Annotated in this window: 11 protein-coding genes; 4 read left to right on the plus strand and 7 right to left on the minus strand. The window is 65.0% G+C overall.

Translation table 11 applies throughout. The features are described 5' to 3' along the window. Window positions 1–3: 3 nt before the first annotated feature. The 3 genes from GDIA_RS16840 to GDIA_RS16850 all read right to left on the minus strand — a co-directional run bounded on the left by GDIA_RS16840 (window position 4) and on the right by GDIA_RS16850 (window position 3,545). Complete coding sequence (locus GDIA_RS16840) at window positions 4–786, minus strand: arginyltransferase (protein ID WP_012554897.1); 783 nt, start codon at window positions 784–786, stop codon at window positions 4–6. Between the two features lie 201 nt (window positions 787–987). Further along, the gene (hemB, locus tag GDIA_RS16845; protein WP_012227283.1) at window positions 988–1,983 is read right to left on the minus strand and encodes a porphobilinogen synthase; all 996 of its coding nucleotides are present in this window, start codon (window positions 1,981–1,983) and stop codon (window positions 988–990) included. A 101-nt stretch (window positions 1,984–2,084) separates the two neighbouring features. Next, a complete protein-coding gene (locus tag GDIA_RS16850) occupies window positions 2,085–3,545 on the minus strand; it encodes an amino acid permease (RefSeq protein WP_012554898.1) in 1,461 nt (486 codons plus the stop codon). 211 nt (window positions 3,546–3,756) lie between these two features. On the opposite strand from GDIA_RS16850, the gene glyA reads away from it, so the two are divergent. Beyond that, the gene (glyA, locus tag GDIA_RS16855; RefSeq protein WP_012554899.1) at window positions 3,757–5,055 is read left to right on the plus strand and encodes a serine hydroxymethyltransferase; all 1,299 of its coding nucleotides are present in this window, start codon (window positions 3,757–3,759) and stop codon (window positions 5,053–5,055) included. 74 nt (window positions 5,056–5,129) lie between these two features. Here the strand turns inward: glyA and GDIA_RS16860 are convergent, their stop codons facing one another. Next, window positions 5,130–5,966: an FkbM family methyltransferase gene (locus GDIA_RS16860; protein ID WP_244410132.1), complete on the minus strand. Its 837-nt coding sequence runs from the start codon at window positions 5,964–5,966 to the stop codon at window positions 5,130–5,132. Window positions 5,967–6,041: 75 nt separating this feature from the next. Here GDIA_RS16860 and GDIA_RS18855 point away from each other — a divergent pair. Next, window positions 6,042–7,099, plus strand: a protein-coding gene (locus GDIA_RS18855; protein WP_157864088.1) for an IS630-like element ISGdi4 family transposase whose coding sequence is annotated in 2 segments (ribosomal slippage) — window positions 6,042–6,534 and window positions 6,534–7,099 — 1,059 coding nt in all. Because the reading frame shifts where the segments join, the coding sequence is not laid out codon by codon here. Between the two features lie 449 nt (window positions 7,100–7,548). Here GDIA_RS18855 and GDIA_RS16875 read toward each other — a convergent pair. Beyond that, window positions 7,549–8,595, minus strand: coding sequence for a M14 family metallopeptidase (locus GDIA_RS16875; protein ID WP_012554900.1), 1,047 nt, complete (start codon window positions 8,593–8,595; stop codon window positions 7,549–7,551). 187 nt (window positions 8,596–8,782) lie between these two features. Then, window positions 8,783–9,955: a DEAD/DEAH box helicase gene (locus GDIA_RS16880; protein ID WP_012554901.1), complete on the minus strand. Its 1,173-nt coding sequence runs from the start codon at window positions 9,953–9,955 to the stop codon at window positions 8,783–8,785. A gap of 95 nt (window positions 9,956–10,050) precedes the next feature. On the opposite strand from GDIA_RS16880, the gene GDIA_RS16885 reads away from it, so the two are divergent. Beyond that, complete coding sequence (locus tag GDIA_RS16885; protein ID WP_012554902.1) at window positions 10,051–11,022, plus strand: mitochondrial fission ELM1 family protein; 972 nt, start codon at window positions 10,051–10,053, stop codon at window positions 11,020–11,022. A gap of 20 nt (window positions 11,023–11,042) precedes the next feature. Here the strand turns inward: GDIA_RS16885 and GDIA_RS16890 are convergent, their stop codons facing one another. Further along, on the minus strand, window positions 11,043–11,906 hold the full coding sequence (locus GDIA_RS16890; protein ID WP_049762959.1) for a DUF5672 family protein: 864 nt from the start codon (window positions 11,904–11,906) through the stop codon (window positions 11,043–11,045). A gap of 237 nt (window positions 11,907–12,143) precedes the next feature. Here GDIA_RS16890 and GDIA_RS16895 point away from each other — a divergent pair, with 237 nt between their 5' ends. After that, window positions 12,144–13,595, plus strand: coding sequence for a tetratricopeptide repeat protein (locus tag GDIA_RS16895; RefSeq protein WP_081434753.1), 1,452 nt, complete (start codon window positions 12,144–12,146; stop codon window positions 13,593–13,595). The last annotated feature ends 17 nt before the right edge of the window (window positions 13,596–13,612 follow it).

The following is a 13,612-nucleotide window of genomic DNA, read 5'->3' on the forward strand; positions in this document are numbered from 1 at the left end:
GGTCTACTCGGTCAGGCTGGCCGGGAAGCGGGCGGGCCCGCGATCGCCTTCCTCGGGCAGGCGGTCGCGGTCCAGCGGCGTCCAGGCGCCGTGGAACAGGATTTCCGCCGGCTGGAAGCGGGCCTTGTACGCCATCTTGGCGCTGTCGCGAATCCAGTAGCCCAGATAGAGATAGGGCAGCCCCAGCCGCCGCGTGTGCGCGATCAGGTGCATGATCGCGTAGGACCCCAGCGAGCGGGCGTCCATCGTGGGGTCGAAGAAGCTGTAGACCGCCGACAGCCCGTCATCCAGCCGGTCGATCAGGCTGACGCAGACCAGCCGGTCCTCGGGCGTGCGGAACTCGATCATCATCGTGTCGATCGGGGTGTCCTCGATCATCGCCCGGTAATCGTAGAAATTCATCGCCGCCATGTCGCCCTCGGCATGGCGGGCGAACTGGTAGCGCTGGAACAGGGTGAATTGCTCGGTCGTGGCGTGGGCCGGAACCTCGAACCCCTCGATCGTCGCATTGCGGCGCAGGGTCCTGCGCTGCGTGCGGTCGGGCGCGAAGGAGGCCACCGGCACCCGGATGGGCACGCACGCGCTGCAGGACGGGCAGACCGGGGCATAGGCGATGGTGTGGCTGCGCCGGAAACCGGCGCGTGACAGGCGGTTATGCAGCCGTTCGGCGTCCGGCCCGCCAATGTCGGTCACCACCTTGCGTTCCATCCGGCCTGCGACATAGGGACACGGCATGGGGGCGGTCGTGTAGAAAAGTTGCGGACGACGCGGCGATGTATAGGTCATACGCCTCCTCGACGGGATTCAGCGCCCCCACGGCCGATGTCAGGGGCCAACGGCGACGGGTCCGCATGTCTCCTGGCGCCACGCGGTACCGCTCCGAAACGGATGGTAACGGTACAGGGCCCGGTTTGCATCACAATCCGCCGCGTGAGCGAGGATTTGTGACGTCTGGATGAAAGAGGCTGTTCCCCCGGCCGGGTCGGGTCAGCCGCCCCGCAGCCGGCGTGCGGCGTCCACCGCGAAATAGGTCAGCACCCCGCTGGCGCCGGCGCGGCGGAAGGCCATCAGGCTTTCCAGCATGGTGCGGTCGCGGTCCAGCCAGCCATGGTCCATGGCTGCGGTCAGCATCGCGTATTCGCCCGATACCTGGTACGCGAAGGTCGGCACCGCGAAGCGGTCATGGACCCGGCGGATGATGTCCAGATACGGCATCCCGGGCTTGACCATGACCATGTCCGCCCCCTCGGCCAGGTCCTGCTCCACCTCGCGCAGGGCCTCGTCGCTGTTGGCCGGGTCCATCTGGTAGGTCTTCTTGTCGCCCTTCAGCAGCCCGCCCGATCCCAGCGCGTCGCGGAACGGGCCATAGAACGCGCTGGCATATTTGGCGGCATAGGACATGATCCGCGTGCCGGTCAGGCCCTGCGCGTCCAGGTCGCGGCGGATGACGCCGATGCGGCCGTCCATCATGTCGGACGGCGCGATGATGTCGATGCCGGCCGCCGCCTGGTTGACCGCCTGCCGCGACAGGACGGCGACGGATTCGTCGTTGACGACATATCCGTCGCGGATCAGTCCGTCATGCCCATGGTCGGTATAGGGGTCCAGCGCCACGTCCCCGATCAGGCCCATGTCGGGGAATTCACGCTTCAGCACGCGCGCCGCCCGGCACATCAGGTTGTCGGGGTTCATCGCCTCGGTCCCCTCCGCGTCGCGCAGGGAGGTGGGGGTGATCGGGAACAGCGCCAGGGCCGGAATGCCCAGCGCCGCCGCCGGTTCGACATGGGCCGCCAGCCGGTCCAGCGTCACCCGGCGCACGCCGGGCATCGAGGCGACCTCGGTCTGCGTGTCGGTGCCTTCCATGACGAAGATCGGCCAGATCAGGTTGTCGACCGTCAGCGTCGTTTCCGCGACCAGGCGTCGGGTGAAATCGTCCTGGCGGTTGCGGCGCGGACGGGTGGCGGGAAAGCGGCCGAGCGTCATGAAAGCGAACTCCGAAATTGGCGGGGGCCCAGATGGGCGGGGCCAGGTGGGGCAGTATGGACCGCGTCCACCTGTCCCGCCAGCTTCGGGCAGCGGGGCGCCTATGCGCCCCGGGCCAGATGGCTGCTGCGCCGGCTGTAACCGAAATAGATCGCCATGCCGACGATCAGCCAGACCACCAGCCGGACCCAGGTCAGCCGGTCCAGCGACAGCATGACCGCCAGGCAGCAGACGATGCCCAGCACCGGAATCACCGGGCCGCCGGGCACGCGAAAGCGGCGTTCCATGTCCGGCGCGCTGCGGCGCAGGAACATCACCCCGATACAGACGATGACGAAGGCCAGCAGGGTGCCGATCGACGTCATGTGCGCAAGCTGGTCGATCGGCAGGAAGGCGGCCAGCCCGCCGGTGATGACCATGAACAGCAGGTTGGAATACCACGGCGTGCGCCACCGCGGATGGATGGACGAAAACAGCCCCGGCAGCAGCCCGTCACGCGCCATGGCGTAGAAGACGCGGCTCTGGCCCAGCAGCAGGACCAGCAGTACCGAGGTGAAGCCGCAGATGATGCCGAACTTCACGGCCAGCTTCAGCCAGCCGAATGGCGTCTGGTCGATGGCCGTGGCCACCGGCGCCGCATCGCCCAGCATGTCCTTGTAATTCACCAGCCCCGTCAGCACGAGCGAGAACGCCACATAGGCCACGGTGCAGATCAGCAGGCTGCCCAGGATGCCGATGGGCATGTCCCGGGCGGGATTGCGGGCTTCCTGCGCCGCGGTGGACACGGCGTCGAAGCCCACATAGGCGAAGAAGATGGTGCCCGCCGCGCGCATGATGCCCGACAGGCCGAAATGGCCGAACGTGCCGGTATTGGCGGGGATGAAGGGCACGTAGTTCGCGGTCTTGATATAGGGCAGGCCGAACGCGATCACCGCGACGATGATCGCCAGCTTCACCACCACGATGGCGCTGTTGACCCGTGCCGATTCCGACACCCCGCGAATCAGCAGCAGCGACACGACGCAGATGATGAAGGCGGCGGGCAGGTTCATGATTCCCGCGACATGGCTGCCGTCGGGCAATACCACCGCTTCGAACGGCGAGGCCACCAGCCGGGGCGACAGGGAAATTCCCCATCCCCCCAGCAGCGACGTGACATAGCGCGACCAGCTTACCGACACCGCGGCGGCACCGACGGCGTATTCCAGCACCAGGTCCCACCCGATGATCCAGGCCACGACCTCGCCCAGCGCCATGTAGGCATAGGTATAGGCGCTGCCGGCGATGGGGATCATGCTGGCCAGTTCGCTGTAGCACAGGCCCGCGAAGCCGCAGGCGATGGCCGCGACGATATAGGACAGCACGACGGCGGGGCCGGCGTTTTCCGACGCGGCGATGCCGGTCAGCGAAAACAGCCCGGCGCCGATCGTGCAACCGATTCCCAGCGCGATCAGGCTGCCCGGCCCCAGGACCCGCCGCAGCCCCTGCGCGTCGGCGGGGATTTCGATTCGTTTGCGGCGAAGCAGGCTGGAAGTCGGCGGGTTAGCGGGCGGCTGCGCCATGCAATGCGTCTCCTGAAAAAGCGGCCCCCCGAAGCGGGGGTGGTGAAAAGCGGGTCGATGAAACGCGGAACGGCGGCCAACGGGCATCGTTGTGTGGCCTCGCCGACGTGGAGACGCTAGAATGCGCGAAATCACATTGACGCATGTGCAAGGGCCATTGGAACTCTTCCGGTGACTGGCTGCGGCGTTGAAGGAACTGGAGAATATAACGATGCCGGACCAGATGAGCCAGAGCGGGTTGCACGCCTATTTCCGCTCCCCGCTTGCCGAACGCGATCCCCTGGTCGCGGAGATCATCGCGGGTGAACTGGAGCGCCAGCGCGACGGAATCGAACTGATCGCCAGCGAGAACATGGTGTCCGAGGCGGTGCTGCAGGCGCAGGGCAGCGTGCTGACGAACAAATACGCCGAGGGTTATCCCGGCCGCCGCTATTACGGCGGCTGCGCCGAGGTGGACAAGGTCGAGAGCCTGGCCATCGAGCGGGTGAAGACGCTGTTCGGCGCGGGCTTCGCGAACGTGCAGCCCCATTCCGGCGCCAACGCGAACCAGGCGGCGTTCATGGCGCTGGTCAGCCCGGGCGATACCATCCTGGGCATGAGCCTGGCGGCGGGCGGCCACCTGACGCACGGGGCGGCGCCGAACTATTCCGGCAAATGGTTCCGCGCGGTGCAGTACGGCGTGCGGCGCGAGGACGGGCTGCTGGATTACGAGGAGATGGAGCGCCTGGCCCGGGCCGAGAAGCCGAAGCTGATCGTGGCGGGGGGCTCGGCCTATCCGCGCGCGATCGATTTCGCCCGCTTCCGCGCCATCGCGGACGAAGTCGGGGCCTACCTGATGGTCGACATGGCCCATTATGCCGGACTGGTCGCGGCGGGCCTGTATCCCTCGCCGATGGCGCATGCGCATGTGGTGACCAGCACGACGCACAAGACCCTGCGCGGCCCGCGCGGCGGCCTGATCCTGACGAATGACGCGGACCTGGCGAAGAAGATCAACTCGGCGGTCTTCCCCGGGCTGCAGGGCGGCCCGCTGATGCACGTGATCGCGGCCAAGGCCGTGGCGTTCGGCGAGGCGCTGCAGCCGGAATTCCGCGCCTATCAGGAAGCGGTGGCGGCGAATGCCCGCGTGCTGGCGGAAACGCTGCTGTCGCGCGGGTTCGACATCGTGACGGGGGGCACGGACAGCCACCTGCTGCTGGTGGACCTGCGCCCCAAGAAGGTCACGGGCCGCGCCGCCGAACGCAGCCTGGAACGCGCCGGGATCACCGCGAACAAGAACGCGGTGCCGTTCGACCCGGAAAAGCCGGCGATCACGTCGGGGATTCGCCTGGGCAGCCCCGCCGCCACGGCGCGCGGCTTCGGCACCGACGAATTCCGCGCGGTGGGCGAGATGATCGACGAGGTCCTGACCGCCATGGCCGGCAAGGGCGAGGACGGATGCCCCGCCACCGAACAGGCGGTGCACGACAAGGTCCGCGCCCTGTGCGCGCGCTTCCCGATCTATCGCTAGGATAAATAGAACACGAGATCAGGTGGTACACCTGATCTCGTGTTGGTCATAACGGTCGGAGGAGATTTTCACTATTAGACCGGGATAGGGCGGCAATATAAAACGGTTTCTTCTGAATGAATCGTATAGTGTCCCAAATGCAAACTATAAAAATCAAAGTTTGTTTTTATATAATTGATTATCTCAAAAATATCATTCGGCTTGTGATAAAGGGAAACGGCCATTTTGGGCCGAAATTTTCGAATGCTGTCTTCGGCCCCCTTTAGCGTGTCCAGTTCGGCTCCTTCCACATCAAGCTTGATGAAGTCGATTTTTCCGATCGTCCCCTGCCTGACCAGAATATCGAGGGACGTCAGTGGAATGTTCGGAGTTGCGGACGAAAATCCGGGTGCATAGTAGTTCGTTATGATCGGTGCCGCCTTCACTTCACGGTTCGAAAGGCCATAGGGCATGATTTCGACGTTGTGATAGGGGAACTGATTGGCGTTGTACGTCAATATATCGATGTGTTCCTGGACGGGGTCGAAGGAATAGACTTTTCCTTCCGCCCCTACCGCATTCGAGAATACGATCGCTGTATCTCCCGTGCAGGCGCCACCATCGATGACAGTATCGCCTTGCTCAGGTGCGATTCGGATACCGTCCTGATCGTAAAAATATTGGTGTCGGTGCAAACAATACTCGAGGCCGAGACAGTCCACCACGTAGCGCTTGCCCTCGAACTCAAAATCGAAATGCCGCAGTTTTCCGAACATTCCCGTGACGGGAAGAGAACTTTCGACCGACTTTTCGGCATTGCGATAGGCTGCCAGTTCTTCCGTCCGCCGAAGAAATTCGGCTGGAATCTTGAAGGAGAGGTGTCCCGCCATGCGGTATGCAATTAATACCAACTCCGGTCCGCCCTGACTCATATGTGATTGCCTGACGGTATCGTTCTGGAACGAGCTGTGATTCACAGGATGCCGAACCGGGCGGGAGGCATCCGAATGGGCGGGGCGTTAGCGTTGCGTGAGGATTATGATGCGGCGGGACTGCGTGCTCTGGCGCGGACAACGAGGCATGCGGGCCAGGCGCGTCGGCTTCTGGCGCTGGCGGCGATCTACGATGGTGCGTCACGCGGAGACGCGGCACGACTGGCTGGGACGGATCGGCAGATTGTGCGGGACTGGGTGGTGCGTTTCAACGCCGAGGGCCCGGATGGCGTGCGGGATCATCATGGGGGCGGTGTCGTTCCCCGCCTGACACCAGCCATGTTGGAAGCGCTGATGCGCCGGATCGAGGACGGCCCGATCGCTGCCGTGCATGGGGTGGTGCGCTGGCGGCAGGCTGATCTGGGGCAATGGCTTTATGAGGAATTCGGCGTCTCTCTTTCGCGCAGCCGGCTGAGCGCCGTTATCCGGGGCCTCGACTTCCGCCTTCTGACGGGACGCCCCCGGCACCATGCCCAGGATCCCGAGGCCCAGGACGTTTTTAAAAAAGCTTCCCCGACGTCATGGCCGGGATCCGGGCCCGGCATCCCGGCAAGGCCATCGAACTCTGGTGGGGCGACGAGGCGAGGGTCGGCCAGAAAACGAAGCTGACGCGCCGCTGGGCCAGACGCGGCACCCGTCCACGCGCGCCTGCCGATCAGCGCACACGTTCGGCCTGGATCTTCGGAGCGATCTGTCCGGCGCTAGGCAAGGGAGCGGCCCTCGTCCTGCCCTGGTGCAACCTCCACGCCATGAACCGGCATCTCGACGAGATCTCGCAGGCCGTAGCGCCGGGCGCTCACGCTATCCTCATCGTCGATCAGGCAGCGTGGCATACCAGCCCGAAACTCGATATCCCCGCCAACATCACCATCCTGCCGCTCCCGCCACGCTCGCCCGAACTCAATCCGGTGGAAAACGTCTGGCAGTTCATGCGCAATACCTGGCTGTCGAACCGGATCTTCCGCACCTACGACGACATCGTCGATATCTGCTGCCACGCCTGGAACCAGCTCGTCGACCAGCCCTGGCGCATCATGTCCCTCGGGCTACGACAATGGGCACATGGGTTTTAACAAACAGGAGTTGGTATAAGCATATGAAAAGCAGTTTTGAAGAATCGTCGGACAGGTTGCAATATGCCCGGAATAAATTTTCACGATTAAAGAAAAACCACGTAAAATAGAAAATTTTTGAATTCAGGTCGAAGTCCTGAGAATGGTCCTTTTCGTCAGTGTTGAAGCGCGATGCATCAAAATTGTCCTGATAGGAATTAAACTTCAGACCGTGAATGCTTATTCCGAGAACTGACTGGTAAAATTCATCCAGGGATGATGGAAGAGCGCTTCCCATTATAACTTATCCAATCGCAAGAAATAGTTTTATATGGAAGAAATTGAGCGATACCCTGCTAAACGCCTTCCGATAAGGAGGAGGATTACGTTAAATCAGGAAATTCATCCAATCAATGGCTTGGGAAGGTGGATAAAGGCAGGACATCCGGCAGTGATGCCGCATGTCGCGGTCACGGTGTGGGGGGGAAAGATTCCGGGACGACCGTCGCCAGCCGGACGGCGGTCTGCCCCAGGCCCGGACGCAGGTTGGGCATGACCAGCATGCAGTCGGGGTAGGGGGTTCGGATCTCGTCGGGGCCGTCCTGCGCCAGCAGGGTGCCGCGCCGGCGAATGACCTCGCCGCCCCGGAAGGGACGGACGAAACGGAAGCGCGGGGTCTGCGCCGTCACGATATCCGTCACCATCATGTGCCGGGGTGGCGGCAGGGGGGCGGCCTCATCCGCCGGCAGCAACCCGGAATGCCGCAGCAGCGCGCGGACGGCGTGGTCGGTGGCCTCGACGGTGTCCTTGTTCCAATGCGCGCCCGCTTCCAGCAGGCAGGCGGCGGCCGGGCTGCCCGGGGCCGAAAACCGTTCGAAGTCGATCAGGCGCGGACCAGACTGATGCCCATGGTCCGAGACGATCAGCCGGGGATCGCCGATCATGGCTGCCAGTCTGCGCCCGCTTTCCATCCGCCCGGCCAGGATCAGCGGCGTCCCGGGCCACAGCATCGAATGCAGGTCCATCAGGATATCCGCCGATTCGATCACCGGCAGAATCGCCCGGGCGCGGTCCAGTTCCACCGAACGGCGCGGGCCGGACAGGACCTGCCGGCACCACAGCCGGTTCATGTCCTCCTCGACAAATCGCGAGGCGACGGGATTGTCCGGGTCGAAGCGCGCGAAGGCCTGCGGATTGGCGAAGACCAGGGACAGGCGTCCGCGTGCCGGGCGAATGTCCTCGCGCAGCAGCCGGTCCAGCACCACCGCCCCCGCATATTCATTGCCGTGGATCAGCGACGTCAGGACGACATGCGGGCCGGGTTGCGCTCCCTCGCGGTGGATGATGCCGGGAATGCCGCCATGGTCCATCAGCCAGGGTGACAGGTCGGGCGGGGCGATGTTGACCGCGAAGCGGGGCAGGGGCTGGGGGGGCGTCGGCAGCGTCTCCAGAAAGGTCGGACGCCCGCGTGTGCGGGGCGACCGGCCGAGGCGGGCTCCGGATCCACAGCTCATCATGCCGCATTCCCCTCCTGGCCGATGCGCCGGCCCGGCGGGCGTGTGTCTGTTCCGGTATCGCCACGCGCGACGGGATGGATCGGCCAGGCCATGGCGACAGACTTTATAGCGTCGGGCCGCCGCTGCAATGCCGCCAGACGTGCGGTCTCCCTTCACGTCTCTGCGCAGGCCTGTTTCCCAAGAATGCTCAGGTGGGATCGATGACGGTGATGCGCGCGCCGCTCTGTCTTTCGATGTCGCGCAGCTTCAGCCGCTCGGCGGGATCGCACAGCGAAAGCGCCGTGCCCCGCCGTCCGGCCCGCGCGGTGCGGCCGATCCGGTGGATATAGGTTTCGGGTTGCTCCGGGATATCGAAATTGACCACCAGGGCCACGTCCTCGACATCGATGCCGCGCGCCATGACGTCGGTGGCGACCAGCACCAGCAGCCTGCCACGACGGAAATCGTCCAGCGTGCGGTCGCGCCGGACCTGGCCGTGGTCGCCATGCAGCGCGGCGGCGGTCACGCCCCCCGTATTCAGCGTCCGCGCCAGCGCGTCGGCCGCCTGTTTGGTACGGGTGAAGACCATTGTCCGGCCGCCTGCCTCGCGGCGCAGCACCGCAAGCAGGGACGCGGCCTTTCGCGCGGCCGGGGTGAAGATCACCTGCTGGCGGATGCGCGGCGGCGGGGCGGCCTGCTCCGGCGGGGCGATCTGCAGCGGCTTGTGCAGCAATTGCCGCCCCAGCGCCGAAATGGCGGGTGACATGGTGGCCGAAAACAGCAGGGTCTGATGCCGCACCGGCAGGCGCGCCGCAATGGCCCGCACATCCTCGACGAAGCCCAGGTCCAGCATCCGGTCGGCCTCATCCAGCACCAGGCAGGTCGTATGGTCCAGCGTGATGGTTGCGTCCGCCAGATGGTCCAGCAGGCGTCCCGGGGTCGCCACCAGGATATCGACGCCGTCCAGCAAGGCGCGTGCCTGCCGGTCCTTGGGCGCCCCGCCGATGGCCAGCGCCACCGTCAGCCCGCAGCCGCGGATGCAGGTCCGGACGGTGCCGGCGGTCTGGCTGGCCAGTTCCCGGGTCGGCGACAGGATCAGGGCCCGCACCGCGCCCGGAGGCCCGGAAGGTGCGGCGCCTCCTGCACCGGTCAGCAACCGATGGATCACCGGCAGGGCGAAGGCCGCCGTCTTGCCGGTTCCGGTGCGGGCCAGGGCCTCGACATCGCGGCCGTCGCGGATCGGCGGAATGGCCAGGGCCTGGATCGGCGACGGGGTGGCATAGCCGGCCCGCGCGACATTCGCCACGATGCGCGGGTCCAGGCCCAACGTATCGAATGCGGGGATGTCGCTGGGGTCGGAAAGGGGGGCGGTATCGGTCATCGTGTGACGGGATACCGCGCCCGGACGGTACCGGGGAAGCGATTCCCGCGCGGCGCGCCATTGACGGCCCGTATGGCCTGTCGGCAGATGGCGGCATGACCGAGCCGACTTCGCCTCCCTCCGCCCGATCCGAGACGCCCCCGGTGGCCGTGGTGGCCGAAGACCTGGCCGGGATGCGCTCGCAGGCGTTCGGGCTGGCGGCACGGGCCGGGCTGGCACCGTTTTTCTGTCCGGTGAAGGCGCGCGGCGTGTGGAGGCGCATGCCGGCCGCCTGGTGGCCCGCCCCGTTGCGTGCCATCGATCCGCCGGTCGATCCTGGAACGGCCGACCTGGTGTTCAGTGTCGCCGGCAAGGGGGGCGCGGTCGGTGCCGCTTTGCGAAGCACGACCCGGCGCGTCGTGCAGATCCAGAATCCCCGCATGCGGCTGGACCGTTTCGACCTGGTGATCGCCAACCGTCACGACGAAATCGCGGGGCCCAACGTCCTGCTGTCGCGCACCGCGCTGCACGGTGTCTCCCCGGCTCTGCTGGCGGCCGCGCGGGCGGAATGGTTGCCGCGCCTGGCGCACCTGCCGCGTCCGCTGGTCGCCGTGCTGCTGGGCGGGTCCAACGGCCGCTTCCGGCTGGACGAGGCGGTCGGGCAGGTCCTGGCCGGGCAACTGGCCGACATGATGCGTCGCGACCGGGTGGGGGCGGCGGTCACGCCGTCGCGGCGGACGGGCGACGCGGTCTGCCGCATCATGCGCGATACCCTGTCCCCCTTGGGCGGCTGGGTGTGGGACATGCAGGGCGACAATCCCTATCTGGGCCTGCTGGCCTGCGCGGACGCGGTGGTGGTGACGAAGGATAGTGTCTCGATGGTGTCCGAGGCCGTAGCGGGCACGGCCCCGGTCATGATCGCCGACCTGCCGGGGCGGTCGCGACGGATCGGCCTGTTCCTGCGCGACCTGGCCGATGCCGGCCGTACCCGCCCCTTCACCGGCCGGATGCAGGACTGGCCGGTCACGCCGCTGGACGACACGATCACCGTGGCGGCGGAGATGCGCCGCCGGCTGGGTCTGGGGTAGGGGGCGCGAGGGGCTCGCGGCTATAGTTTCGACAGAAATTCCGCAAACCCCGGCTTGGCACCGATCAGGCGAAAATGCGCGTCCAGCCTGTCCTTGTCCACGTAGGTCGAAAGTCGCTGTACAAAGGCACGCGCCATCGAGAATCTTTTCACCCCCAGGCAGCAGGCCATGCACTGCAGAAAATCGCGGCCCGTGACAACGCTGGCAGGCAGATCCTCGATGACCTGAAGCAGTTCATCGTCCCCGAGATGGCGCCACAGGTTGAACAATCCATGGAATCCGAACGTGCGTGCGTCCGGCAGGACACGTTCATATGCGAAGCGATGGGCCACGGCCTCGGGCGCGAAAAGGATGCCGAACTCGCTCTCCAGCCGAGGGGCCAGAATGCGACAGATCAGATCGTCCTCGCCCCTTCCCGCCGGCTGGTCCGGCGCGATCTGCGCCACGGCTTTCAGCAGCTTGCGCGAGCGGAGGGAAAAGCCACCGTTTCCTACCCTGCGCTGGGCGTGCCCTCCCCATACAGCGCCGATATAGTCATAAGCCGTAAACGACGCGTCCCACGCTGAACCGTCCAGGACAAAGCCATCCCACTGCACGATCAGGACATGGGGCGTGTCGATATGGCGATGAAGATCGTGCAGCATGAAGCGCGAATACTCTTCATGGCTGGTGATGGGCGGAATCGCGATATGCTCGATCCCCTCCGCAAGGCTTCCGGGCCGGGAAGATGACAGGAGCACGGCCCGGTCGAAGCGCATTTTCCGACATGACCGCCTGAGTGCATCCGTGGCGAGCCGCGGCGTTATGTCGTCCACCGCGCAGATCGTAATCCCCACGGGACGGTCGGAATCGTGCTGAAGAAAGTCCTGGACGCTGGACGACATGCGGGGAAACTCTCTTTCTCATGGTCTGGCGTGCGCGGGCACAACGCCCCGGGCGTCCTGACCTGGAGAAGGTTTCGAAAGACCCCGGCGAGATGCGCCGCAGCATAGGCTGCCGGTCCCAGATGGTCGAGTGGCGATCGTTGGCGCGCAAAGCGCCCCTCGACCGGCTATCCCCGGGGGAATAGACTGCCGGGCCGGACTGCGCGGGTATGTCACAGAAATCAGGTCACACGCTTCATGAGCCACAATGGCGGGTCTTTTTCTTCCGATGCCTCGTCGGCAACCTCTGGACACGAGAGAGAGCGTCCGAAGGATGGAGAGGCATTGCATCGGGCCGGTCTGTTGCAGGAAGCGGCGGAGGCCTACAGGCACGAACTGGTCCAGACGCCGGATGATGCGCGTACCCTGAGTAACTATGGCGGGTTGCTCTGCACCCTTGGTGATTTCCAGGAGGCGCATGACGTCTTGATTCGTGCGCTCAATCTGAAGCTGACGCTGGTCGATGCCTGGTCCAATTTCGGCAACGCATTGCTGGCACTCCAGCGCTATGACGACGCGATTGCCGCGTACAAGGAGTGCCTGACCCGTTATCCCCAGCATGTCCTGGCCCTCAGCAATCTCGGGGTCGCGCTCGACCGGCGTGGGGAGCATGCGCTGGCGCGGAACTTCCATCGCGTGGCGGTCAGGCTGGACCCGGAAAACGCGGAAAGCCACGCCAACTACGCCATCTGCCTCCTAGCCCTGGGCGAGTACCAGGAGGGGTTCGAGGAATATGAATGGCGCTGGAAAACCCGGATGCTCGGTCATCACCGCATGACCGCCCCGTTGTGGGAGGGTGGAGATTTCACCGGACGCACCCTGCTGATTCATACGGAAGGTGGCTTCGGGGATATGCTTCAGTTTTCCCGCTTCATTCCGTTTGCAGCGCAATTCGGCGGGCGCACCCTCGTTCGGGTCCGGAAGGAATTACTGTCCCTGTTTCGACTTTCGTTCCCGGACCAGACATTCATATCGATCGACGACCCTGTTCCGCCTCACGATCTGCAATGTCCGGCAGCCAGTCTTCCGCGTGCGTTAGGCACGACTCTGGAAACCATTCCGTCGCCAGGGGGCTTTCTGAAGGCAGACCCGCAAAAGGTGGCGTTCTGGGCTGAAAAACTCGAGGACGATCTGGAAAAAAGGGGCTTGTCTTCAGCGCCCCTTCGCGTCGGCCTCGTCTGGGCGGGGGCGCCGCATCGCGGCGTCCGCGAGGTCAACATCGCCGACCAGCGCCGTTCCACCGATCTGGCGACGCTGGCATCGCTCGCCTCCGTGCCCGATACCCTGTTCTACAGCTTGCAGATCGGGGAAAAATCCGTTCAGGCCAAAACGCCCCCCGCCGGAATGCAACTGATTGACCATACGCCCTTGCTTCATGATTTCAGCGACACGGCTGCCTTCGTCAGCAATCTGGACCTGGTCATCGCGGTCGATACGTCAACCGCACATGTCGCCGCCGGACTGGGAAAGCCCGTCTGGATGCTGTCCCGCTACGATCAGTGCTGGCGATGGCTTTCCGGCCGCTCGGACTCGCCGTGGTATGACAGCCTGCGGATCTACCAGCAAAGCCAGCCGCTTGACTGGTCGGCTCCCATGCACCGTATCACGGCTGATCTGGCGAAATTTGCCCGGGCATGGGGCCGAACGTGACCACGTCATAGCATCCG

The organism is Gluconacetobacter diazotrophicus PA1 5 (assembly GCF_000021325.1).
In the GTDB taxonomy this organism is placed as follows: domain Bacteria; phylum Pseudomonadota; class Alphaproteobacteria; order Acetobacterales; family Acetobacteraceae; genus Gluconacetobacter; species Gluconacetobacter diazotrophicus.

What these genes read in the sequence shown, in the direction of transcription:
- GDIA_RS16840 (WP_012554897.1), bottom strand. Translation starts at nt 786, where the DNA reads ATGACCTATACATCGCCGCGTCGTCCGCAACTTTTCTACACGACCGCC.
- hemB (WP_012227283.1), bottom strand. Translation starts at nt 1,983, where the DNA reads ATGACGCTCGGCCGCTTTCCCGCCACCCGTCCGCGCCGCAACCGCCAG.
- GDIA_RS16850 (WP_012554898.1), bottom strand. Translation starts at nt 3,545, where the DNA reads ATGGCGCAGCCGCCCGCTAACCCGCCGACTTCCAGCCTGCTTCGCCGC.
- glyA (WP_012554899.1), top strand. Translation starts at nt 3,757, where the DNA reads ATGCCGGACCAGATGAGCCAGAGCGGGTTGCACGCCTATTTCCGCTCC.
- GDIA_RS16860 (WP_244410132.1), bottom strand. Translation starts at nt 5,966, where the DNA reads ATGAGTCAGGGCGGACCGGAGTTGGTATTAATTGCATACCGCATGGCG.
- GDIA_RS16875 (WP_012554900.1), bottom strand. Translation starts at nt 8,595, where the DNA reads ATGATGAGCTGTGGATCCGGAGCCCGCCTCGGCCGGTCGCCCCGCACA.
- GDIA_RS16880 (WP_012554901.1), bottom strand. Translation starts at nt 9,955, where the DNA reads ATGACCGATACCGCCCCCCTTTCCGACCCCAGCGACATCCCCGCATTC.
- GDIA_RS16885 (WP_012554902.1), top strand. Translation starts at nt 10,051, where the DNA reads ATGACCGAGCCGACTTCGCCTCCCTCCGCCCGATCCGAGACGCCCCCG.
- GDIA_RS16890 (WP_049762959.1), bottom strand. Translation starts at nt 11,906, where the DNA reads ATGTCGTCCAGCGTCCAGGACTTTCTTCAGCACGATTCCGACCGTCCC.
- GDIA_RS16895 (WP_081434753.1), top strand. Translation starts at nt 12,144, where the DNA reads ATGAGCCACAATGGCGGGTCTTTTTCTTCCGATGCCTCGTCGGCAACC.